The organism is Dyella monticola, assembly GCF_003363155.1.
Lineage (GTDB): Bacteria > Pseudomonadota > Gammaproteobacteria > Xanthomonadales > Rhodanobacteraceae > Dyella_B > Dyella_B monticola.
Genome location: NZ_QRBE01000003.1, coordinates 169,264 through 190,642, shown reverse-complemented (window position 1 = coordinate 190,642; position 21,379 = coordinate 169,264). Strand labels below are relative to the sequence as shown.

The 21,379-nt window shown below is 61.9% G+C and carries 23 protein-coding genes; 7 read left to right on the top strand and 16 right to left on the bottom strand.

The features are described from left to right. The first annotated feature begins 50 nt into the window (after positions 1 to 50). Positions 51 to 746: a cAMP-activated global transcriptional regulator CRP gene (crp, locus tag DWU98_RS07135; protein WP_115494804.1), complete on the top strand. Its 696-nt coding sequence runs from the start codon at positions 51 to 53 to the stop codon at positions 744 to 746. A gap of 170 nt (positions 747 to 916) precedes the next feature. Here crp and DWU98_RS07130 read toward each other — a convergent pair whose 3' ends face one another. The 5 genes from DWU98_RS07130 to DWU98_RS07110 all read right to left on the bottom strand — a co-directional run bounded on the left by DWU98_RS07130 (position 917) and on the right by DWU98_RS07110 (position 5,211). Next, positions 917 to 1,867, bottom strand: coding sequence for a bifunctional helix-turn-helix transcriptional regulator/GNAT family N-acetyltransferase (locus DWU98_RS07130; protein ID WP_115494803.1), 951 nt, complete (start codon positions 1,865 to 1,867; stop codon positions 917 to 919). Between the two features lie 145 nt (positions 1,868 to 2,012). Continuing rightward, positions 2,013 to 2,699, bottom strand: a complete 687-nt coding sequence (locus DWU98_RS07125; RefSeq protein ID WP_230474740.1) for a haloacid dehalogenase-like hydrolase — start codon at positions 2,697 to 2,699, stop codon at positions 2,013 to 2,015. A 17-nt stretch (positions 2,700 to 2,716) separates the two neighbouring features. Beyond that, entirely contained in the window at positions 2,717 to 3,511 is a 795-nt protein-coding gene (trpC, locus tag DWU98_RS07120; RefSeq protein ID WP_115494801.1) for an indole-3-glycerol phosphate synthase TrpC, read from the bottom strand. Positions 3,512 to 3,562: 51 nt separating this feature from the next. Further along, on the bottom strand, positions 3,563 to 4,615 hold the full coding sequence (gene trpD, locus DWU98_RS07115) for an anthranilate phosphoribosyltransferase (protein ID WP_115494800.1): 1,053 nt from the start codon (positions 4,613 to 4,615) through the stop codon (positions 3,563 to 3,565). Next, positions 4,612 to 5,211 (bottom strand): anthranilate synthase component II, encoded by a 600-nt coding sequence (locus tag DWU98_RS07110; RefSeq protein WP_115495096.1) that lies wholly within the window; start codon positions 5,209 to 5,211, stop codon positions 4,612 to 4,614. The genes trpD and DWU98_RS07110 overlap by 4 nt, the downstream gene beginning before the upstream one ends. Before the next feature lie 352 nt (positions 5,212 to 5,563). Here DWU98_RS07110 and DWU98_RS07105 point away from each other — a divergent pair, with 352 nt between their 5' ends. Then, positions 5,564 to 6,679, top strand: a complete 1,116-nt coding sequence (locus DWU98_RS07105) for a hypothetical protein (protein ID WP_115494799.1) — start codon at positions 5,564 to 5,566, stop codon at positions 6,677 to 6,679. A 26-nt stretch (positions 6,680 to 6,705) separates the two neighbouring features. On the opposite strand, the gene DWU98_RS07100 is transcribed toward DWU98_RS07105, so the two are convergent. From DWU98_RS07100 to DWU98_RS07065, 8 genes are all read right to left on the bottom strand, one after another. Next, positions 6,706 to 7,347 (bottom strand): hypothetical protein, encoded by a 642-nt coding sequence (locus DWU98_RS07100; RefSeq protein WP_115494798.1) that lies wholly within the window; start codon positions 7,345 to 7,347, stop codon positions 6,706 to 6,708. 36 nt (positions 7,348 to 7,383) lie between these two features. Further along, positions 7,384 to 8,859: an anthranilate synthase component I gene (trpE, locus tag DWU98_RS07095; protein WP_115494797.1), complete on the bottom strand. Its 1,476-nt coding sequence runs from the start codon at positions 8,857 to 8,859 to the stop codon at positions 7,384 to 7,386. Positions 8,860 to 9,005: 146 nt separating this feature from the next. After that, positions 9,006 to 11,012: an ATP-binding protein gene (locus DWU98_RS07090; protein ID WP_115495095.1), complete on the bottom strand. Its 2,007-nt coding sequence runs from the start codon at positions 11,010 to 11,012 to the stop codon at positions 9,006 to 9,008. A gap of 10 nt (positions 11,013 to 11,022) precedes the next feature. Then, on the bottom strand, positions 11,023 to 11,607 hold the full coding sequence (locus DWU98_RS07085; protein ID WP_196239482.1) for a hypothetical protein: 585 nt from the start codon (positions 11,605 to 11,607) through the stop codon (positions 11,023 to 11,025). Beyond that, positions 11,607 to 12,296 carry a proteobacterial dedicated sortase system response regulator gene (pdsR, locus tag DWU98_RS07080; RefSeq protein WP_115494796.1) on the bottom strand — a complete coding sequence of 230 codons (690 nt, stop codon included), beginning with the start codon at positions 12,294 to 12,296 and terminating at the stop codon, positions 11,607 to 11,609. Before pdsR ends, DWU98_RS07085 begins: the two co-directional genes overlap by 1 nt. 737 nt (positions 12,297 to 13,033) lie before the next feature. Then, a complete protein-coding gene (rpe, locus tag DWU98_RS07075) occupies positions 13,034 to 13,702 on the bottom strand; it encodes a ribulose-phosphate 3-epimerase (protein WP_115494795.1) in 669 nt (222 codons plus the stop codon). Positions 13,703 to 13,778: 76 nt separating this feature from the next. Further along, on the bottom strand, positions 13,779 to 14,588 hold the full coding sequence (djlA, locus tag DWU98_RS07070; protein ID WP_115494794.1) for a co-chaperone DjlA: 810 nt from the start codon (positions 14,586 to 14,588) through the stop codon (positions 13,779 to 13,781). Further along, the gene (locus DWU98_RS07065; protein WP_115494793.1) at positions 14,585 to 14,908 is read right to left on the bottom strand and encodes a c-type cytochrome; all 324 of its coding nucleotides are present in this window, start codon (positions 14,906 to 14,908) and stop codon (positions 14,585 to 14,587) included. Before DWU98_RS07065 ends, djlA begins: the two co-directional genes overlap by 4 nt. 91 nt (positions 14,909 to 14,999) lie before the next feature. On the opposite strand from DWU98_RS07065, the gene DWU98_RS07060 reads away from it, so the two are divergent. Genes DWU98_RS07060 through DWU98_RS07045 form a run of 4 tightly spaced genes read left to right on the top strand, consistent with a single transcriptional unit; the run spans position 15,000 to position 17,130 of the window. After that, positions 15,000 to 15,896, top strand: a complete 897-nt coding sequence (locus DWU98_RS07060; protein WP_115494792.1) for a phosphoribosylaminoimidazolesuccinocarboxamide synthase — start codon at positions 15,000 to 15,002, stop codon at positions 15,894 to 15,896. 3 nt (positions 15,897 to 15,899) lie between these two features. Further along, positions 15,900 to 16,232 (top strand): DMT family transporter, encoded by a 333-nt coding sequence (locus DWU98_RS07055; RefSeq protein ID WP_115494791.1) that lies wholly within the window; start codon positions 15,900 to 15,902, stop codon positions 16,230 to 16,232. Then, a complete protein-coding gene (locus tag DWU98_RS07050; RefSeq protein ID WP_230474739.1) occupies positions 16,232 to 16,720 on the top strand; it encodes an Mpo1 family 2-hydroxy fatty acid dioxygenase in 489 nt (162 codons plus the stop codon). Before DWU98_RS07055 ends, DWU98_RS07050 begins: the two co-directional genes overlap by 1 nt. Further along, positions 16,717 to 17,130 (top strand): hypothetical protein, encoded by a 414-nt coding sequence (locus DWU98_RS07045; protein WP_115494790.1) that lies wholly within the window; start codon positions 16,717 to 16,719, stop codon positions 17,128 to 17,130. Before DWU98_RS07050 ends, DWU98_RS07045 begins: the two co-directional genes overlap by 4 nt. Positions 17,131 to 17,233: 103 nt before the next feature. Here DWU98_RS07045 and tkt read toward each other — a convergent pair whose 3' ends face one another. Continuing rightward, the gene (gene tkt, locus DWU98_RS07040; RefSeq protein WP_115494789.1) at positions 17,234 to 19,228 is read right to left on the bottom strand and encodes a transketolase; all 1,995 of its coding nucleotides are present in this window, start codon (positions 19,226 to 19,228) and stop codon (positions 17,234 to 17,236) included. Positions 19,229 to 19,504: 276 nt separating this feature from the next. Here tkt and DWU98_RS07035 point away from each other — a divergent pair, with 276 nt between their 5' ends. After that, positions 19,505 to 20,104, top strand: coding sequence for a porin family protein (locus DWU98_RS07035; RefSeq protein WP_115495093.1), 600 nt, complete (start codon positions 19,505 to 19,507; stop codon positions 20,102 to 20,104). Between the two features lie 33 nt (positions 20,105 to 20,137). On the opposite strand, the gene DWU98_RS21925 is transcribed toward DWU98_RS07035, so the two are convergent. Together DWU98_RS21925 and DWU98_RS07030 are read right to left on the bottom strand one after the other, a co-directional pair. Next, on the bottom strand, positions 20,138 to 20,305 hold the full coding sequence (locus DWU98_RS21925) for a hypothetical protein (RefSeq protein WP_158545000.1): 168 nt from the start codon (positions 20,303 to 20,305) through the stop codon (positions 20,138 to 20,140). 16 nt (positions 20,306 to 20,321) lie between these two features. After that, positions 20,322 to 21,326, bottom strand: coding sequence for a class I fructose-bisphosphate aldolase (locus tag DWU98_RS07030; RefSeq protein WP_115495092.1), 1,005 nt, complete (start codon positions 21,324 to 21,326; stop codon positions 20,322 to 20,324). Positions 21,327 to 21,379 lie beyond the last annotated feature (53 nt).

Sequence of the window (21,379 nt, the reverse complement as noted above, 5' to 3'; positions counted from 1 at the left end):
GGGTCGCGGGAAGGCGGCCCTTGAGACCAACTCAGCTTGGGGAAACTTCTGTGGTGCAACTGAAATACCAGTTACAACAGGCCTTCGAACGTTCACAGGCACCGCTGGGCTTTGCGCCCGACCCCGCCTCCATGGAACGTTTCCTTGGGCTCTGCCATCGGCGCCGCTACCCGGGCAAGACCGCCATCATCCGCCCCGGCGACCCCGCCAACACCCTTTACTACGTGATCGAAGGCTCGCTGGCCGTCTGCACCGAGGACGAGCAAGGTCGCGAACTGATCCTCGCCTACATCAGCCGTGGCCAGTTCATCGGCGAGATGGGCCTGTTCGTTGAGCAAGCGCAGCGCGAATCGATGGTGCGCACACGCAGCCCATGCGAAATGGCCGAAATCAGCTACGAGCGCCTGTTCCAGCTGATGGAAGGTCCGCTGCGCGAGGAATGCCCGAAGATCCTCTTCGCTATCGGCGCGCAGCTCACTCACCGCCTGCTGCGTACCTCGCGCCAGGTCAGCCGCATGGCGTTCATGGATGTCACCAACCGCATCTCGCGCACCCTGCTGGATCTGTGTCAGGAGCCGGATGCGATGAGTCATCCCGAAGGCACCCAGATCCGCATTTCGCGTCAGGAAGTGAGCCGCATCGTGGGTTGCTCGCGCGAGATGGTGGGCCGCGTGCTCAAGCAGCTTGAAGAGCAAGGGATGATCGACGTGTCGGGCAAGACCATCGTGGTGCGCGGCACACGCTAAGCTTTTTCCGCTTCCATTCGTGGACGTGAAATCCAAGTGTTATCTCGCCGCCCCAGTGAAAGCCGGGGCTGGCGTTTTTAGCGATACATACGGGAAAGTTGCTGGACCAGGGCTTTCGCCGGAGTGACACCGCAGGATTCGGCTCCAATCCCGTTCCACAGAGCGTTCGGTCAACGATCCTGATAGACCATGTACACATCCGCCCGCTCGTAGTGCGAGCCCGGGCGTATTGACGGCTGCAATACGAAGCCGGCCTTCTCGTACATGCGCAGCGCGGGCCTGAGGACGCTGTTGGATTCCAGAAACAGCGTGTGCCCTTCGCGTCGATGGAATTCGGCAATGCACGCATCAAGTAGGCGCTTGCCCGCTCCCAAGCCGCGAAATGTTTCATCGACGCCCATTTTGGTGAGTTCGAACACGCCGGGCGATTCCTGCAACAACGCACACGTACCGATGATGTCCTCGCCCAAGCGGGCGAAAAAGATCGCACCACCCGGTTGCAGGATGTAACGCTCCGGGTCGCTCATCACGACGCCATCGATCTCCTCGATACGGAAATAGCGCTCCAGCCATTGGGCGTTCAAGCGGTGGAAGTGCTCGCGCAACTCCGGCGCATACGGCACAACCTCCACCGGACTGGCTTCGATGGCCGCGTGCTCGGCCAAGATCGCCTGGACGACCGGGCGTTCCTGCAAAGCGCGTTCGCATGCCTCGATGGCATCCAGCAGTTGCGCTGCATGCTCCTCCAGCGAGAACGTTACGCCACGCCGCACGGCGCACCAGATGGGGCCAAGCTCGGCGAGGGAAGCATGTGCCTTCTCCGTAAGTACCAATACCGTGCGGCGGCCATCGGCCGGATCGCGCTGACGTCGGACCATGCCCGCATGCACCAGTTTGTCGGTGAGCTGGCTGACCGCCGAGTGCGTCTGGCCAATGGCATCGGCCACCTCCGTGACCGAGCTGGGCCCGACATCCCATAGATAGCGCAAGACCGGAAGCCAGCGTGATTCGATCGTGGCGCCCAGGGTCTGGTAGACCTCGTCGGCGGCGCCGTAGAAGTGGTCACTGAGGGCTTTCAGGCGGCTGCCAAGGGCGAGTTTGCCAAGGGATGCAAGGTACATTCAGGGTATCCGTTAGCACTTACGTAAGCACTAACGTATCTCTGCACGTCAAGGATTACAAGAGAGGGCCCCAGTGACCTCATCGCCGCCGCGCTTGCGAAAGCGGGCATGACGGCGCGTGGAAAAAATGGACAACAGGCAAGCTTCAGTACCACGCCACCCGCGTGATCGCCCGACCCATCGCCTTCTCCACCCGCTTGCACAACTTGGGCGTGCCATTGACGAGCACCGCCTCGCTCGCCTGCTTGAGCATGGGCATGTCCTGGAACGAATCGCTGTAGGCAAGCCGCCAGCGCTCAACGCCTTTGGCGGCAAGGCCCTGGATCTTTCGACGACCTACGTTGTGCACATGCGTGCGCATGCCGAACAAACCGGGTTTGAGTTGCGAGGCGACGATGGTGACTTCGGGCAGGCCAAGCTGCTGCAACAGCCGCGTTACCAATATGCGCTCGCAACCGGTAACGATGATGACCTCATCGCCATCTGCAAGGTGTTTGCGCAGCGCATTCAAACCATCGCGGTAAAACGCACGCGGGCGGCGCACGATCTGATCGGCAAACGCTTCCGCGACACCTTGATAGCGCTGCGCGCCAAGCCCGCAAAGCGCCACATGCACCAGCGCCCGCGCCGCCCACCTGCGAGAGCAGATGCCGCACAACAACCACCAGGGCATCGTCAACACCGCCAGCACTTTGTGCATCGGCGAGCTGGCGTAGCGATGGCGGATAAACAGTTCGAAGGCGTCGCCCTGGAACAGCACGCCATCAAAATCGAACAACACCGTGCGCGATGCATCGGTATCGCCACCGGCTTGCACCGGCGCATCAGTCATTTCCCCTGTAACCATGATCAGTGCGTATCGAACAGCCGCTTCAGTTCCTGCCCAGGATCGGCGGCGCGCATAAATGCCTCGCCGACCAGAAATGCGTTGATGCCTGCCTCGCGCAAGCGCGCCACATCATCAGGCGTATGGATGCCGGACTCCGCCACCAGGACGCGGTCGTATTCCATGAGTTGTTGCAATTCCAGTGTGGTTTCCAGTGATGTTTCGAACGTGCGCAGATTGCGGTTGTTGACGCCGATGAGCGGTACCGGCACGGCCTGTGCGCGTTCCAGTTCTTCGGCGTCGTGCACTTCGCACAGCACATCCAGATCCAGATCGGCGGCCAGCAAGGACAACTCCAGCAAGTCCGCATCACCCAGCGCGGCAACAATCAACAGAATGCAATCGGCACCGATCGCACGCGCCTCGTAGACCTGGTAGGGATCGATCACGAAATCCTTGCGCAACACCGGCAGCGAACACGCGGCGCGCGCTTGTCGCAGAAAATCCTCGCTGCCCTGAAAGAAATCCTTGTCCGTAAGCACCGACAGACATGCAGCGCCGCCGAGTTCGTAACTGCGCGCAATCGATACGGGGTCGAAGTCGGGGCGAATCACGCCTTTGCTCGGGCTCGCCTTTTTTACCTCGGCGATGACCGCCGCTTCGCCCGCGGCGATCTTCGCCTCGACCGCGGCCGCGAAGCCGCGCGTATCGGGCATGTCGGCCACGCGGGCAGACAATTCCTTCAGCGGCAACTTGGCGCTGCGCTCGGCGAGTTCCTCCACCTTACGGGCAAGGATGCGTTGAAGAATGTCGGTCATGAGTACTGATCGGCACGTGCGAGAGGGAAAACGACAAGGGCGACGACGAGGCTAGCAACCACCCGCCAGTTTCCGGGTCGTTGCCACGAACGCCTCCATTTTGGCACGAGCCGCGCCGCTAGCGATGGTCGCCCGGGCCAGCTCGATGCCGCCGCCAATGGTAGCGACCAGCCCGGCCGTGTACAGCGCGGCCCCGGCGTTCAGGCAGACGATGTCGTGCGCCACGCCGTGGTGATTTTCCAGGGCATCGAGCAGCATGGCCTTGGACTCCTGGGCGTTTTCCACCCGCAGGTTGCGGCTGGAGGCCATGGCCAGGCCAAAATCCTCGGGCTCCACCTCGTACTCGTGCACCTCGCCGTCACGAAGTTCGCCGACCAGGGTCGAGGCACCCAGCGAAATCTCGTCCATGCCATCGCGCCCCCACACCACCAGCGCGTGCTGCGCGCCGAGCGCTTGCAAGGCGCGTACCTGGATGCCGACAAGATCCGGATGAAAAACGCCCATCAAAATGTTCGGGGCGCCGGCAGGATTGGTCAGCGGGCCCAGAATGTTGAACAGCGTGCGCACGCCCATTTCCTTGCGCACCGGCGCGACGATTTTCATCGCCGGATGATGATTGGGCGCGAACATGAAGCCGATATCCGTTTCGACCATGCATTGCGTCACCTGCGCAGGCGTCAGCTCGATGCACGCGCCGAGCGCTTCGAGCACATCCGCACTGCCGGACTTGGACGAAACGCTGCGTCCACCATGCTTGGCGATGCGTGCACCGGCCGCCGCCGCCACGAACATGGACGCTGTGGAAATATTGAAACTGGAGGCGCCGTCTCCACCCGTACCCACGATATCCACGAAATGCGGATGCGGCGGCGCATCCACTTTCGCTGAGAGATCGCGCATCACCGTGGCAGCACCGGTGATCTCGCCCACGGTTTCTTTCTTCACGCGCAAGCCGGTGATGATCGCGGCGGTCATGAGCGGGCTCACTTCACCGCTCATGATCTGGCGCATCAGCGCGATCATTTCATCGTGAAAGATTTCGCGATGCTCGATCGTGCGCTGTAGCGCTTCCTGCGGCGTGATGGTGATGGCGCGCCCGGTCATGCGGCGAGCTTTTGCAACGGCAGCCCCAGGAAATTGCGCAACATGTCATGACCGTGCTGCGTGAGGATCGATTCGGGATGGAACTGCACCCCTTCCACCTGCAACGTCTTGTGGCGCAGGCCCATGATCTCGTCGATGGAACCATCCGGGTTTTCGGTCCACGCGGTGATTTCCAGGCAATCGGGCAACGACCCCTGCTCCACCACCAGCGAGTGATAACGCGTCGCTTCGAACGGATCGGGCAAACCCGCAAACACGCCCGTGCCCAGGTGACGCACCGGGGAGGTTTTGCCATGCATGATCTGCTTGGCGCGAACCACCTTGCCACCGAATGCCTGGCCGATCGCCTGATGGCCCAGGCACACACCGAAGACCGGAATCTCCGTACTCAACTCACGCAACACCGCCAAGGACACGCCTGCATCGTCCGGGGTGCCAGGACCTGGCGAAATCATGATGTGCGAGGGCCTAAGCGCGCGGATGTTCGCTACCTCCAGCGCATCGTTGCGCACCACCTTCACCTCCTGTCCCAACTCGCCCAGGTACTGCACGAGGTTGAAGGTGAAGCTGTCGTAGTTATCGATCATCAGCAACATGGGTGGGGAATCCTGCGGGGGAGCCGTGCCGCGCTGCGGCAGAGCGGTCATTGTGCGCGATGGCCTTTAGTGCCGTCATCTGCTTTGCGTCGACCTGTTCATGCCAAACCGTCATGTGCGCAAAGAACGCAGGGCAAATTCATCAGCAAATGAGAGTAGTTCTCAATAATATTGCGCAGGGGGCGTCGCCAAATCCTTCAGACCCCAACGATGCAAGCCTCCTTGCGCCCCACCGCAACGGGAATACGCTGCAGGAGGCACACATCACTGATTCCTACCCGGTGTTTTTCGCATGCCTTCGACGGCTACCGACAAAACGAGCGCCGCGCGCCTCACGAGGCCTTCCATACGTATGCCCGCGCTGGTCCTGACGGCATGCGTCGCACTGATCGTGCTGTGCTTCGGGCTGAAGAAGCCCGCCTACAACTGGGACATGATTGGCTACGTAGCCGCGGCGCTCAGCGCCGAGGGCTATCACGGCGCCGACCTCAACACGGTGACCTACGACAGCTTGAGAAGCGAGGTCAACGCGAGTACGTTCGATCTATTGGTAACACAGGGCGAGTATCGGCAAACCGTTTATCGCGATCCGTTGTCGCTGGCGCAACAGTTGCCGTTCTATCGCATTCGCGTGCTGTATATCGGGCTGATCCGCATGGCTCATGCCACGGGACTGAGCTACCCCCGATCGACCTACGTCGTGAGCGCCGTGTTTGCGGCGCTTTCGGTCATGCTGCTTGGCTTGCTTGGGCATGAAACCGGTGCGCCGGCCGTTGCCGTTCCCGTGGTCGTCGCGTTCTCTGGATTCCTCGACATCGCCAGCTTGTCGACACCGGATGCGCTGGCTTGCTTCTTCTCTTTGCTGACGGTCTACGCGCTAATCAGGGGCAGCATGCTGGTCTTCGTTCTCGCGGCGTTGTTGCCATCGATCAGAACCGACCTGCTGCTGCTCTCATTGCTGGTTCTCGGCCACGCCTTCATCTTCGGCCACAAGAAGTACGCGCTCGCATCGATGGCAGTCACCTTGATGCTGTATTGGCTGATCGTGCGATGTAACGGTGCTTATGGATGGTTGACCTTGTTCAATACATCACTGATCCACAAGACAGCCTATCCCGCCACGCTGGTTCCTTCGCGGGCCATCGGCGACTATCTCAGGCCATACGGCTCGATGGCCTACCGTTTTACGATGCAGCCGCAGATGGTGATCTATGGCCTCGCCCTATGGTTTTTGATGAGGAATGGACGCCGAACACATCCCTCCGACAGGCGTCTTCTTGGCGCGATATTCATCATCCCGATGGCATTCGTCGCCATCCATCTTTTGCTCTTCCCCGCGAACACCTACCGCTTTTTTACATTCGCCGCGTCGCTCACCGCTATTGGATTGATCGGCCAGATGCGGCTGGTAGCATCCGCAAGCACCGACCACCGCTTCAAGCGGCGATGGCTAGATCCACGGCCATAGCGTGAATCGTCAAGCCCAACGCACCGTCAGGGCCGCGCAAGTACATCGCGCGTGTAGCTTTCGATCACCAGGCTGAAAGGTTGATTGCCGGCGGTATACAACACCGCGCGGTGCTGTAGCACGTGATCGGGAATCGCCAACGGTTTGTCACTCGTCGACGGCAATGGCGCACCCATATCCCAGCCTTCAGGCAACGGCGACCACAACAGCTCGGCGGAAAGCGTCTGACGGCGAAAATGCAGTGGCTGCACAACCTTACCGAAGGGTACGTCGGACGTATCGAGCCGGTGATTCATGTCGGCAGTCAGGCGCGAGGGTACGTACCAATTGTCCGCATCCGATAACACGACTTCGCCGCAACTCAGTGCAACGCGACGGTAGCGCACCGGCTCATCCGCACCGATACCGAGCAATGCGCGCGCGCCATCGGGCAGCGGCTTATCCGCACCATGCACACGCTGGGCAATGACTTTCGCCTGCGGCGCCAGATGATGCGTGGCACACCAGTGCTCCAGCGTCAGCGTGGCACTGGGATGGCTGAGCAGAAGCGCGTTTAACGTTTGCAGCTCAGCCAGCGCCTGCGTGCGGCTGAGCGGTGTATCCGGCCAGGTTTGTGATGCTTCACGCGCCAGCAATGGCGATGCACACGTCAACGTCAATAGCGCCATGAAACAGCTACAGCCTTGAGCAATGGATCGCATGGGTCACAGCCCTTTGGCGGCCTGCGCCACGGCACGGAACAATGCACGGCCTTTGTTCATCGTCTCTTCCCACTCTGAAGCCGGGTCCGAATCGTACACAATACCTGCGCCAGCCTGCACGTGCAGACGGCCGTTCTGAATCACGGCGGTACGGATGGCGATGGCCGTATCCGCATCGCCCCACCAGCCGATCCAGCCAATGGCGCCCGCATAGATATTGCGCTTGTAGGGTTCCAGTTCCTGGATGATTTCGATGGCGCGAATCTTCGGCGCACCGCTCAGCGTGCCGGCAGGGAATGTGGCCTTGAGCACATCCATGTAGCTGAGATCGGGCTTGGCGACACCCTGCACTTGCGAAACGATGTGCATCACGTGCGAGTAGCGCTCGACGACAAACGATTCGCTGACTTCCACCGTTCCGGTTTCGCTGATGCGTCCGATGTCATTGCGACCCAGATCGATCAGCATCACGTGCTCGGCGCGCTCTTTGGGATCGGCCAGCAGCTCCTCTTCGAGTGCGCGATCTTCCTCATCCGTGGCACCGCGCTTGCGGGTACCAGCGAGCGGGCGCACGACGACCTTGCCGTCTTTCATGCGTGCCAGGATTTCCGGCGAGGAGCCGACGATCTGCGTATCGCCCAGATCGACAAAATACATGTACGGCGAGGGATTCATCGCACGCAATGCGCGATACACATCCACCGGCCGTGCGTTGAAACCGACACTCAGGCGTTGCGATGGTACGACCTGAAAGATGTCGCCCGCGCGAATGTATTCCTTGGCGCGCTCCACCATCGCCTCGAACGCTTCACGCGTAAAGGAGGATTTGAAATCGCTCTCGTTGAGCGCGGTCGATTGCGTGAGCTGCGGGTAGGCCGAGCCGCTCTGGCGCAAGCGATGCGTGAGCGCATCGAGCCGTCGCTGCGCTTGCGCATACGCCTGCGGCTGCGATGGATCGGCATGCACGATCAGATAAAGACGGCCTTTGAGGTTGTCGAACACGGCCACTTCTTCGGCCAGCATCAGCAGTACGTCGGGTGTGCCCAGTTCATCGGGCCGATCCCATCGCGCCAGGCGCGGTTCGATATAGCCGATCGTCTCAAACCCGAAGTAACCCACCAGGCCGCCGCTAAACGCAGGCAATTGCGGCAGGCGCGGCACATCGAACTGCTGGCGCAGTTTTTCGATTTCGGCGAGCGGATCGTCCAGATGACGGCGCTCGACCACTTCGCCCGCATCCTCCACTTCCAGCTCGTGCCCACGCAGGCGATAAACACGCTTGGCCGGCAGGCCGATGATCGAATAGCGCCCCCACGTTGCACCGCCTTCCACCGATTCGAACAGAAACGTGTACGGACCATCGGCCAGCTTCAGGTACACCGACAGCGGCGTGTCCAGATCGGAGAACACTTCGCGCACCAGCGGGATGCGCGTGTGGCCTTGCGCTGCGAGCGCTGCAAATTCGTCGCGGGAAATCACGTTGAGGGGAGTCCGGTGAAACGCAGGAACAGCGATTGTAGGCGATCTGAGCCCTTTCCCTCTCATCCCGAACGGACGGCTGTCGATTAACCATCGCCCCGGCGAAAGCCGGGGCGATGGGCGGTGGCACACGCCTGAAATAAAACTCAGCTCACCAGCCGTTGCCTCGGCATTCCATGCAAGCGCAAGCTGAAAGCCACGCCGCTGCCGTCGTCCAGGTTGCGCGCAGCGGCCACGCCGCCATGGCGTTCAGCGACCAATCTCACCACGTACAGGCCCAGGCCCAGGTGTGGCGCATCGCCCGGCGTGGCCTTGTCGCGCAGACTGACCAGCGAATCGAACAGGCGCCCCTGCATGGCAGCCGGCAGTGGCGGCCCCTGGTTAGCCAGCTCGATCTCGGCGCCGTCATCGAGCGGACGCAGGCTTAGTCGCAGCCATCCGTCAGCGGGTGTAAACGATAGGGCGTTATCGAACAGCTTATCCAACGCCTGCGCAATCAACTCCGGCGCGCCGTGCAGATGAGCGGGCTGCTCGGGCAGCATGCATTCCAGCCGCCGCGCCCCCGCCAGTGGGCGGTAAGCGTCGGCACAACCGCGCACCACATCGACCAGGTCCACGTCCTCCGGTTCGGCGGCGGCAATGGCGCGTTCCATCCGGCTGGCTTCGCTCATGGCACGGACCAGCGTACCCAGGCGCGCCACGCCATCGCGCGCACGCGCCAGATAGGGTTGCGCCTCGTCTGAGAGTTCGGCGTGTTCGAGGTTATCCAGCGAGGATTTCACGATTGCCAGCGGCGTATTGAGCTCGTGCGAGAGTTTCGACGCCAGCGTGCGCAAGTAATCGGTATAACCACCCACGGCTTCGAAAAGCTTCTGGAAGCTTCGCGCCAGATCGCCGATTTCGTCTTCGGCTTCGGCCATCGGGAAATGCCCCTGGATCATTTGGCCATCCAGACGGCCATCGTCGAGTTGCGCGCGTTCCACCGCATCGCGCAGCCGGCCGAGTCGCAAACTCAGGCGCGTGGCGAAGAAAAGCAAGATAGCGCCAGCCACCAGCATCACGCCGAAGCTGGTCACCAGCAGGCTGAGGAACGCACGATTGGCCAGCAACGGCACCGCACGACTGGCCTGTTCCATCAGCAGTACGGCGACCACGTCCTGGCCGCGCACGACCGGCACGGTGGTGGCCAGCACCACGCTGTCACGCTCTTCGCCCTGTCGCCATACCGTGCTGCTCGCACCGCGGCGCGCCGTTTGTACCTCGGGCAGATCCAGGCGCGGTGCGTCGCTGGTCCATGCTTCGGCATCTTCCAACGGATTGGCGAGCAGCGAGCGATACATCACCGACGACCACCAACTCGGCTGCGGACCGGAGGTCGTAAGCTGCCCACTCTGCGCCAGCAACCAGCCGGCCGGAGCGAGCAGGCGCGCGCGCGCGCCTTGTGGCGCCAACTGGGCCAGCTCCTGGGAAAGATCCGGCGAGTAACGCAAGAGCGGACGGGTATCTTCCGCCAGCGGATCACCGCCGTTGGCAGCGGTATAGATACCCACCCCCAGCGCACTCAAGCCCAGACCGCGCGGCAGACGCAATTCGGCGTCGTAGCCGCTGCCATCTTCCTGCCATTGCCCGATCACCCGATCCGGCAGATCACCCGCCGGCGGATCAAGCGTCAACGCAGTAAACGCGCCCGGTGCCGCACTGGCAATCAGGTAGCGCCGATGCTGCGCGCCCTGCTCCAGATCGAGAATGATGTGATCGGCGGACAAGGCGTTGGCATCGTCCGCATCGGCACGCGTGCGGCGCGCCACGCGTACGTCGATGTACATGTAGAAACCATTGTCGTCCTCCGCCAGCAGCAGCTTGCCCTGCTTGCCGAGTGGTTGGCTCCACGGCGTCATCGGCGCCCAATCATCGCCGTAACCGTCGATCACGATGGGGTTGACCGCCTGCTGCACATACCAGCCACGTCCTGGCTGCGGCAGCGGAACGTCGGTAACCGCCAAACTGCGCGCTACCGCCGTGGCCGTCGCCGTCAACGCCTGCTCCTGGCCTTGTCGCAGCAAGGCTTCCATCTGCCGCACATACAACCACCCCGCAATGGGCAGTGCGAGGGTGCAAAGGGCAACGAGCAGGAGTTTTTGGCGGAGGCTCACGGACGACAATCTACCGTGATTTGCCGTCAGACCCCGAAACCTGAGCGCTCAAGGTATAGGTGGAACGCTGCGCCACACGTTTGAATGCATCGAGCAAGGACTGCCGCATGGGATCGCTCGCATCAATCGCCATCGACCAGCTATAGCGAACGCCGGCGGCTTTGCCCGGATCGCAGAACACGATGGCGTCGTCGATGTGATCGCTGCCCGAATACAGCACGCCGCGGCATGGCATGCGGCGATTGTCGATGGCGAAGATGCCTACTTTGCCGTGCGGGTCGTGCGCGAGGTATTGCTTGCGATCGTCCTGCAATTCCGCATCCAGCGTGGGGAGTTTGGACGGCCAGACGTTGAGTACCATCACCCGCTCCGGTTTGCCGGTCCATGCGCCCTGGTAGAGCACGTAGTTGACGCCGATGGCGCGCGCGTAGGTGCAGCAGTCGCCCGTCCAGCCTGCAGGCGCCGCGGTGCTGATGCTCCAGGCGGGCGCGGTGCCAGCGGCGGGGCCGTCGGCATGAATGGTCTGATCGGCCTGCGCGGCGACGGTCGAACCCGCGCATAGCAGCAGGCCGGCGAATAGCCATGGTCGCCGCATCAGGGGCGCCACCGGTAGCCAACGCCGTGCACGGTCTCGATGGCATCGAAATCGGCAGCTACCGCGATGAATTTTTTGCGGATGCGTTTGATGTGCGAGGTGATGGTGGCGTCGTCCACGACCAATTCGGCTTCGCGCATGAGCTGGTCGCGGTTTTTCACGTGCCCGGGAAAACGCACCAGCGTGTGCACCATCCAGAATTCGGTGACGGTGAGCGGTACTTCCACATCGTTCCAGCTCACGCGCATGCGTTCGGATTCGAGCTTGAGCGGCCCGTGCCCGATGACGGTTTCGCTGGAGGCCGGCGCCTTCAACGATTCGATGCGGCGAAACAAGGCGGCGATGCGTGCTGCAAGCTGGTGCAGGCTGGTGTCTTTGCTGAGGTAATCGTCGGCGCCCAGACGCAATCCGGAAATCACATCGAAATCCGAATCGCGCGCAGTGAGGAAGATGATCGGTAGCGTGGCCGATTTCGCGCGCAGCTCGCGGCACAGGTCGAAGCCACCTTCCGGTTCGTCGCCCAGGCCGATGTCGATGATGACCAGTTCCGGCAAGCGGATGGCGAAGGCGTTGGAGGCATCCTGCCGTGAGCCGTAGCCGCGCGTGTCGTAGCCGAAGCGGTTCAGGGCTTCGACGTAGTTGGCGCGGATAAGGGGTTCATCTTCGACGATGGCGATGTTGCGTCCCATGTGGACTCCTCATGACGATGGCGCGCAGGTTGCTATGCGGAACCGGCCAGCGCAAGCCGGCCGAGGAGCTTGCCCGGGTTCTGCCACATTCCGTCGTTCGATCGCCCCTGACGCGCCGGCCATGGCGCCCCGCATCGGGGTTTCATATCGCCAACGCCACTTAAGAAACCCACCCATGCGCGCAGACCCTTCCGTTGATCCGAATGCCGAACTTCGCACGTTCGAGCCGCTGCGCGTGGTGCTGGCTCTAGGCTCCCTGCTGTTGGCCATCGTGATGGCTTTTCATTGAGTTTCCCGTGTGATGCATGCCGTGGAAGGCAGGCGCGACCGGCGCACAGGGAGGTTCGTCGGTCGCGCCATCCGGCGAGACGGATCCACCGGACAACCCAAACCGCGTAGTTAAGCCGTTTTTCCGATCGTTCCTCGTCCGACGTGTTACTTCCCCTTCCCCTTTCGGAGGGGGTTTTTTTATTCAAAAAATTTGCGTCGGGGTGGAACCATTGGCAGGGAAGCCGGTCCGAATAGGTGGCAGACGCATTGTCCATTGCCGTGGAACTTGCAGAGTCTGATTGACGGCCGAGCCTCCCGTCCTTCAGCCGACGCGTAGGCTGCATCTGTCGATGGTGTCTCCTCTAGGCGTCTTCCGACGCCCCTCCAGCCCGGCGCAGCCTTCCCCCTGTGCCGGGTTTCTCTTTTTCTGGAGAGCGTGTTCTGGAGAGCGCGTTCTGGAGAACCCTTCAGCCGATGGCGGCGCGCATCTTTCCGATCACCGTCGGGTAATCGGGCGCCCCGAATATGGCCGAGCCGGCCACGAAGGTGTCGGCACCGGCCGCGGCGATGTCGGCAATGTTGTCCGCGCTGACGCCGCCGTCCACCTCCAGCCGGATCGAGCGGCCACTGTCGTCGATCAGACGCCGCACACGACGCAGTTTTTCCAGCGCTTCGGGAATGAATTTCTGGCCGCCGAAGCCGGGGTTCACCGACATGATCAGCACCAGATCGAGCTTATCGAGCACGTGGTCCAACCAGTTCAGCGGGGTTGCCGGGTTGAACACCAGGCCTGCGCGGCATCCGGCGTCCTTGATGAGCCCGATGGTGCGATCCACGTGCTCGCTCGCTTCGGGATGGAAGCTGATCAGGCTGGCGCCGGCCTTGGCGAAATCCGGCACGATGCGGTCCACTGGCTTGACCATCAGATGGACGTCGATCGGCGCGCTGATGCCGTAATCGCGCAACGCCTTGAGCACCATCGGTCCCATGGTGAGGTTGGGCACGTAATGGTTATCCATCACGTCGAAATGCACCCAATCGCCGCCTGCGGCCAGCGCCCTGGCGGTGTCTTCCCCCAAGCGCGCGAAATCGGCGGAAAGAATGGAGGGTGCGATAACGGGGGCTTGTTTGCTCATGGCGGCTCACATCCAACAGTAAGAAGCCGCGCCGCAATGGGGCGCGAGGCCGCCATTGTACCGGGACCGGTTTGGCCTATTTGAACCCGCGCTCGGCCTTGATCCGCTCGTATGCCGCATTGATTTCGCTGGCGCGCCCTTCGGCGCGCTTGCGCATCTCTTCGGGCAGGTCGCCCAGGCGGTCGGGGTGGTGTTCGGAGATGAGTTTGCGATAGGCGCGCTTGATCGCGCGCTCGTCGGCGTCGCGCGTGATGCCCAGCACAGCGTAGGGATCGGGCCCCAGTGTATTCCGTTGCGGTGGTACGTAACCGCCGCCGCCCGCGCCATATGCCCGCCCGCCCGCGCCGGCGGCGCCATGCCACACGTAGCCTTTCATCGCCATCAGCGCCATCAATTCCATGTCGCTGATGCGCAGGGCGAAGGCGAGCTGGCGAAGAATCGCCATTTTTTCCGGCGACGGACTGCCTTCGGCCAACACCGTTTCGATCACGACATCAAGCAAAGGAAACGCGTGGTCGCGACGCAATCCCGCCCATTGGCGCAATGCGTTGATCGGGCCGGTGACGTCGAACTCCGGCTGCTTGCCGCGGTTGAAAGCCTGCACGGCCTGCTGGCGCGCGTCCGCGTCCAGGCTCATGCGCGCCATGATGCGTTCGGCGATGGCGATTTCCGCTTCGGACACACGCCCGTCGGATTTTGCGATGGCCCCCAGCAACGCGAACAGCGGCGAAATATAGCCACCCGCTTCGGGAATGGCTGTGCGCCGCTGGGTGAAGCGCAAATTATCGAGCACGAAGCCGACGATCGCACCCACGCCCATGCCCACGAAGCCATGGCCAAGCAGCAGGCCCGCCATGGCGAACCAGAACGTATAGGTGTAGCTCATGGTTGCGCGTGAGCCTGTGGTTGCGGTGCCTGCGCGCTGTACCAGCGCGCCAGTTGATCCAGTTCCGCATCGCTGACCGGGCCGATCGCGGCGCGCATCAGCGGTACGTTGCGCGTACCGTCGCGGTATTCCTGAAGGGCCTTGCGCAGATAATCCAGGCGCTGTCCGGCCAGGTTGGGCGCGCCGGGTATCTGCGCCATGCCGGTTTCACCATGGCACGCCGCGCACAAACCCAGCCGCACGGGCTTGGGCGGCAGATCAGCGGCGAGCGCCGGCGTGGCACAGGTCAAACCGAGTGCCGCGATCAGTAGGAGTTGCATCGGGAAGCACACAGGCATCAAAGCCACCGATTCTAGCAGCGTCCAGTGGCCTGCCCGGTACAATAGCCAGTCCCACCCACCGGAGCGCACCGTGCCTACCACCCTGCTGCAATCGAATCTGCCTGGCCTGGACCTGATCCATCGCGGCAAGGTGCGCGACGTCTATGCGCTGTCGGGCAACCGCTTGCTGATCGTCGCCACGGATCGTCTTTCCGCCTTCGACGTGGTGCTGCCCGATCCGATTCCCGGCAAGGGTGAAATGCTCACGCAGATTTCCAACTTCTGGTTCGGCAAGACCGCGCACATCATGCCCAACCACTTGCTACATACGCCGCTGGAAGAAGTGCTGCCGCCGGGCACGGATGTGGCGCTGTATCAAAAGCGCGCCGTGGTCACGCGCCGCCTGAAGCCGGTGCCGGTGGAGGCGATCGCGCGCGGCTATCTGATCGGTTCGGGCTGGAAGGATTACCAGGCAACGGGTTCGCTGTGCGGCATCACGCTTCCTGCCGGGCTGCGCCAGGCACAGCAGCTGCTTGAGCCGATCTTTACGCCGTCGACGAAGGCCGCCGTAGGCGATCACGACGAAAACGTAAGTTTCGACGCGGTGATCGCCGCCGTCGGCAAGGATCTGGCCGAACAGGTGCGCGATGCCACGCTAGCCATCTACCAATGGGCGGCCGCCTATGCGGCCGAACGCGGCATCATCATTGCGGACACCAAGTTCGAGTTCGGCACGGACGAACACGGCACGCTGTACGTCATGGATGAAATGCTCACGCCCGATTCCTCGCGCTTCTGGCCCGCCGATCAGTACAAGGTGGGCATCAGTCCACCCAGTTATGACAAGCAGTTCGTGCGCGATTACCTGGAAACACTGGACTGGAACAAGAAAGCGCCCGGACCCAACGTTCCGAAGGACGTCATCGCAGGCACATCCGCGAAATACAGCGAGGCGTTGCAGCGCCTGGCCGGCATCACGCTGGACTGACCCATGCATGCCTGGCTGTATCTGAGCCTCGCGATCCTTGCCGAAGTCATCGCAACGAGCGCACTGAAAGCCTCGCAAGGCTTTACCCAACTCGTACCTGCCGTAGTGGTGATCGCCGGTTACGGCACGGCGTTCTATTGCCTCAGCCTCGCACTGCGCAGCGTGCCGCTTGGGATTGCTTATGCGATCTGGTCGGGTGCAGGCACGGCGTTGATCGCGTTCATCGGTGTCGTGCTGTATCGGCAGAAGCTTGATCCTGCTGCGATGCTTGGCATTGGCCTCATCGTTGCCGGCGTGCTGGTGCTCAACCTTTTCTCCAAGAGCGCCGCGCATTGATGAAGTCGACCGCCGAACAACGCAGCATGCGCGATTGGCTCGACAGCTACAGCCACGATCACCAGCACCCGATCAACCGGCTGCTCCATTGGCTATGCGTACCGTTGATCGTGTGGAGCGTGCTCGCGCTGCTATGGACGATTCCCGTGCCCGAATCGCTGCTGCGTCCCGGTGCATGCGCTGTGTTCGCGATCGTTCTGGCGTTCACCTGGTACTGGAAGCATTCGCATCGGCTGGGCGCGGCGTTGCTCATTGCGCTGGCGGTGCTGGCATTGATCTGCTTCCAGTTGTTCGACACGCTTGGCCCAGTGCGCATGCGCTGGCTGGGTGCGGGTGTTTTTGTGGTGGCGTGGATCGGTCAATTCATCGGTCATGTGTTCGAAGGAAAACGACCGAGCTTCTTTACCGATCTGGCCTACCTGCTTATCGGTCCTGCGTGGCTGATGGATAAATTTCTTGATCGAATCGGCGTGAAGGATCGTCCATGACGGGTTTGCTAGCACTGCTCAGCAGTCTTATCTGGTGGGTGCTTTTCGGCAGTATTGGCGCGGTGGTACCGAGTGCGATTGCATGGTTGGTGTTGCGCTGGAGCGAAGGCACACCGGTGGTGTTCAACCGAACCTATCTCGCGTGCCTGATCTGGAGCTTGCTGACATTGTTGATCGGAGCGGCCGTGGCGGCGCAAACAGGCATCACGCGTCCGCCGCTGGCGCCGTTAATGGCCAGCAACGCATTTCGCGTGTCGCTCGTGCTCTCGATGCTGATTGGCGTGCTAGCGCTGTGGCGGCTGATTCCGCGCGTGGATGCACGGCGGATTCGCGTGGGTAGCGCGTGCGTTGCTGTGGCGGTGGTGATGGCGATCGTTTTCGGAATAGCCACTACGCTGGCAAGCACTTGATTCGTCGCCCCGGCGAACGCCGGGGCCCAGTGTCTTTTCTACCCAGAAGAGCGACGTCGCTGGGTCCCGGCGCTTGCCGGGACGACGAGCTAAAACACAGCGATCAGCCAACCACCCGCTTCACCGCATCCACTACGTGCATCACAGTGAAGCCGAAGTACTCGAACAGCGCTGGTGCGGGCGCAGAAGCACCGAAGGTGGTCATGCCGATCACTTCACCGTCCAGGCCCACGTACTTGCTCCAGAAATCGGCACTGGCCGCTTCCACCGCCACGCGTGCGCGACACCAGCGGGGCAGCACGCCTTCGCGGTATTCCAGTGGCTGCGCGTCGAAGGCTTCCGTACACGGCATCGACACCACGCGCACCGGCACGTTCTGCTGCGCGAGCGTGCGGGCCGCTTCCATCGCCAGCTCCACTTCCGAGCCGGTGGCAATGAGGATCGCCTTGAATTTGGTATCGGCCGGATCGGAGAGCACATAGGCGCCGCGCGAAATGTCGGCGATTTGCTGTGCGGTGCGCTGCTGATGCTTCAACGTCTGGCGCGAGAAAATCAGGCACGACGGCTCACCCTTGCGCTCGATCGCCACCTTCCACGACACCGCCGATTCCACCGCATCGCAGGGACGCCACACGCGGTTGTTCGGAATCAGGCGCAGCGAACTGAGGTGCTCGACCGGCTGATGCGTCGGGCCGTCTTCACCCAGGCCGATGGAATCGTGCGTGTAGACGTGGATGACGTGCGCAGGAATCAGGCAGCCCATGCGTACCGCGTTGCGCGCGTAATCGGAGAACACCAGGAAGGTGCCATCGTAAGGAACAAAGCCGCCGTGCAGCGCCAGGCCGTTGGCGATGGCGCTCATGCCGAATTCGCGCACGCCGTAGTGCACGTAGTTGCCATCCGGGCCGGTGACGCTCTTGCTGCCTTTCCACATGGTGAGGTTGGAGCCGGCCAGATCGGCTGAACCGCCGATCATTTCCGGCAGCAGCGGGCCGAACGCATCCAGCGCCATCTGCGAGGCTTTGCGAGAAGCCACGTCGGGGCCATCGGCGTTGACCTTGTCGATATAAGCCTGCGACTGCTTGGCCCAATCCGCCGGCAGTTCACCCACCGTGCGACGGCGGAATTCGGCGGCGAGTTCCGCGTGCGCGGCTTCGTATGTGGCGAACAATTCGTTCCACTGCTGCTCGCGCTCTGCGCCGATCTGTTTCTTGTCCCACGCGGCGTAAATGTCCGCCGGGATTTCGAAGGGCGGATAGCGCCAATCGAGTTCGTCGCGCGCGGCGGCGACTTCGTCCTTGCCGAGCGCGGCGCCGTGCGATTCTTCTTTACCCTGCTTATGTGGGGCGCCGAAGCCGATGATGGTCTTGCAGCAGATCAGCGTGGGTTTTTCGCTTTGCGCCGTGGCTTCGGCAATGGCCTTTTTCACGGCTTGGGCATCGTGGCCGTCCACATGAGGGATCACGTTCCAGCCGTAGGCTTCGAAGCGCTTGGGCGTATCGTCGGTGAACCAGCCTTCCACTTCACCGTCGATGGAGATGTTGTTGTCGTCGTAAATCGCAACCAGCTTGCCGAGCTTCAACTTACCTGCCAGCGAAGCGGCTTCGTGCGATACACCTTCCATCATGCAGCCATCGCCCATGAACACGTAGGTGTGATGATCGACGATGGTGTGGCCCGGGCGATTGAAATGCTCGGCGAGCAGCTTTTCGGCCAGCGCCAGACCGACCGAGTTGGCGAAGCCCTGCCCCAACGGGCCGGTGGTGGTTTCCACACCGGGCGTTTCGCTGGCTTCAGGGTGGCCCGCGGTCTTGGAATGCAGCTGACGGAAGCGCTTGAGCTCGGCCATCGGCAAGTCGAAACCGGTCAGATGCAGCAGCGCGTATTGCAGCATCGAGCCATGGCCATTGGAGAGCACGAAACGGTCGCGGTTGGGCCACTTCGGGTTGGTCGGATTGAACTTCAGGTAATCGTTCCAGAGCACTTCGGCGATGTCAGCCATGCCCATCGGCATGCCGGGGTGACCGGATTTGGCTGCCTCGACAGCATCCATGGCTAAAGCGCGGACGGCGTTGGCAAGTACGCGACGAGACGTCATCAGGTTTGATCTCCGAAGGCTGGCGGCAAAAGTGGCTATTGTCGCTGATCGTTCGCTTTCTGTCGTCCGGCTTGTCGGGAAGTACGCCGTGGTGGCGCAGGTATTCACCGCTTTTTTCTACAGACTTAATCGATACTTAATACTGTACTCATCGGTATTGAATCATTTCCGGACGGCCTCATCTGATGGCTACGCACACCCCCAAACGTGCGTACGGGGCTTCGGCTTCCCCCCTCGCGCCGACCGCCCTGATCAATGCATGACAAGGAGTACTCCATGAAGAAGACGTTGTTTGCTATGGCCCTTGCTGCGGTGGGTTTTGCCGCCGTTCCCGCCGCTTTTGCGCAGAGCGCCCCCACTCAGACGGCTCAGCAAGGCTGGTATGTCGGCGCCGAAGCCGGCTACGGCCAGATCAACAAAGGCCCCTATGACACCAACGGTGATGCTATTGGCGGCATCAAGGGTGGTTACCGTTTTGCGATCAATCCGCAGATGTCGGTGGGCGTGGAAGCGGGTTTTCAGTACCTGGGCCGCATCGATGCGCGCGGCGCGGCACGTTCTGATTCGTCGCTGCAATCGAAGCTGTACGGCCCGACACTTGGCGCGAACCTGCGCTACAACTTCACGCCCAACTGGTACGGCGAAGTGCGTGGCGGTGCTTTCTATGCACAAGGGCAGGGTCTGACCGACCGTTACAACGCCACCTACGAGCGCTTCGATCGCACCCGTTACTACGCGGGCGTAGGCGTGGGCTACAACCTCACCCAGAACTGGAGCGTTGGTGTGAACTACAACTACTACGACGGCTCGGGTCGCGGCCAGGGTGTGCAGTTGCCGACGAATGCATACACGGTATCGGCGGAATATCGCTTCTGAGTTTCGCGAAAAATATCAAAAAAGCAGTTGTTGTCATTCACGGGTGCCTTCATGGCGCCCGTTCTTTTTCGACGGACGTCCGCAAGGTAAAAATTTGCGCTGAATGGCAACGCGACCTCCTGTGAGATAGGCGGCGAGGCGAGCGGTATTTAGCGTTGCAGCCAAACAAAAAAAGAGCACCACGCGGGCGCTCTTTTTCATCGATATCAACGAGCGATCAGCCTTTCCACTGGCCCAAGGCAGCCAGGCCATTGTCCTTGGCGCGTGCGTGCACCACTTTCTGCGCTTCGCCGTAGTTGCTCTTCATGTCTTTCGACCACAGCTTCAGCGCGGCCTGTTGCATGGCGCGGCCGTAAGAGAATGACAGCGGCCACGGGTGCGGGCCCATGCGGTTCATGGCATTGAGGTGCGCGGTGGATTGCTCGTCGTTCTGACCGCCGGAGAGGAACACGATGCCCGGCAGCGTGGCGGGCGCGGTGGTCTTGAGCACGCGCACAGTGGCTTCGGCCACTTCCTCGACACTGACCTGCTCGTCCGATTCCTTGCCCGGAATCACCATGCTGACCTTCAGGATGGTGCCTTCGACCAGCACGTTGTGCTCATACAGCGCGTTGAACAGGCTGCGCAGCACCGCTTCGTGCACTTCGTAGCTCACTTCGATGCTGTGGTCGCCGTCCATGATCACTTCCGGCTCCACCATCGGTACCAGGCCGGCTTCCTGGCATAGGGCGGCGTAACGGGCGAGCGCGTGCGTGTTCGCTTCGATGGCGGTGGAGCTGGGATTGTCTTCGCTGATGTTGATCACTGCGCGCCACTTGGCGAACTGCGCGCCAAGCTTCACGTACTCGGCCAGACGCTCGCGCAGGCCATCGAGGCCTTCGGTGACCACATCGCCCGGGAAACCAGCCAGCGGCACGGTGCCCTTGTCCACCTTGATGCCCGGGATGATGCCGTTCTTCTTCATGATCTGGGTGAAGGGCACGCCGTCCTTGGTGGATTGACGGATCGTCTCGTCGTAAAGAATCGCGCCGGAGATGTGCTCGGAGAGGGCCGGCGTGGTGAGCAGCAGCTCGCGATAGGCACGGCGGTTCTCTTCGGTGTTCTCGATGCCGACCGACTCGAAGCGCTTCTTGATGGTGTTGGTCGACTCATCGATGGCGATGATGCCCTTGCCGGGCGCGACCATCGCCAGGGCGATGCTCTCGAGATCTTCAATGCTCATGTGGACGACTCCGTAAAACGTTTGGCGGCGCGCGGCCGCAAGGGAGGCCACCC

Excerpts from the sequence above, each read along its gene's own strand:
- trpC (WP_115494801.1), bottom strand. The coding sequence starts at position 3,511 with ATGACCGACATTCTTCAACGCATCCTTGCCCGTAAGGTGGAGGAACTC.
- DWU98_RS07030 (WP_115495092.1), bottom strand. The coding sequence starts at position 21,326 with ATGAGCATTGAAGATCTCGAGAGCATCGCCCTGGCGATGGTCGCGCCC.
- DWU98_RS07050 (WP_230474739.1), top strand. The coding sequence starts at position 16,232 with ATGAAGTCGACCGCCGAACAACGCAGCATGCGCGATTGGCTCGACAGC.
- tkt (WP_115494789.1), bottom strand. The coding sequence starts at position 19,228 with ATGACGTCTCGTCGCGTACTTGCCAACGCCGTCCGCGCTTTAGCCATG.
- pdsR (WP_115494796.1), bottom strand. The coding sequence starts at position 12,296 with ATGGGACGCAACATCGCCATCGTCGAAGATGAACCCCTTATCCGCGCC.
- DWU98_RS07035 (WP_115495093.1), top strand. The coding sequence starts at position 19,505 with ATGAAGAAGACGTTGTTTGCTATGGCCCTTGCTGCGGTGGGTTTTGCC.
- DWU98_RS07100 (WP_115494798.1), bottom strand. The coding sequence starts at position 7,347 with ATGGCGCTATTGACGTTGACGTGTGCATCGCCATTGCTGGCGCGTGAA.
- DWU98_RS07055 (WP_115494791.1), top strand. The coding sequence starts at position 15,900 with ATGCATGCCTGGCTGTATCTGAGCCTCGCGATCCTTGCCGAAGTCATC.
- DWU98_RS07125 (WP_230474740.1), bottom strand. The coding sequence starts at position 2,699 with ATGACTGATGCGCCGGTGCAAGCCGGTGGCGATACCGATGCATCGCGC.
- DWU98_RS07045 (WP_115494790.1), top strand. The coding sequence starts at position 16,717 with ATGACGGGTTTGCTAGCACTGCTCAGCAGTCTTATCTGGTGGGTGCTT.
- DWU98_RS07085 (WP_196239482.1), bottom strand. The coding sequence starts at position 11,607 with ATGCGGCGACCATGGCTATTCGCCGGCCTGCTGCTATGCGCGGGTTCG.
- DWU98_RS07105 (WP_115494799.1), top strand. The coding sequence starts at position 5,564 with ATGCCCGCGCTGGTCCTGACGGCATGCGTCGCACTGATCGTGCTGTGC.
- trpD (WP_115494800.1), bottom strand. The coding sequence starts at position 4,615 with ATGACCGGGCGCGCCATCACCATCACGCCGCAGGAAGCGCTACAGCGC.
- rpe (WP_115494795.1), bottom strand. The coding sequence starts at position 13,702 with ATGAGCAAACAAGCCCCCGTTATCGCACCCTCCATTCTTTCCGCCGAT.
- DWU98_RS07130 (WP_115494803.1), bottom strand. The coding sequence starts at position 1,867 with ATGTACCTTGCATCCCTTGGCAAACTCGCCCTTGGCAGCCGCCTGAAA.
- djlA (WP_115494794.1), bottom strand. The coding sequence starts at position 14,588 with ATGAGCTACACCTATACGTTCTGGTTCGCCATGGCGGGCCTGCTGCTT.
- DWU98_RS07065 (WP_115494793.1), bottom strand. The coding sequence starts at position 14,908 with ATGCAACTCCTACTGATCGCGGCACTCGGTTTGACCTGTGCCACGCCG.
- DWU98_RS07110 (WP_115495096.1), bottom strand. The coding sequence starts at position 5,211 with ATGTTGCTGATGATCGATAACTACGACAGCTTCACCTTCAACCTCGTG.
- DWU98_RS21925 (WP_158545000.1), bottom strand. The coding sequence starts at position 20,305 with ATGAAAAAGAGCGCCCGCGTGGTGCTCTTTTTTTGTTTGGCTGCAACG.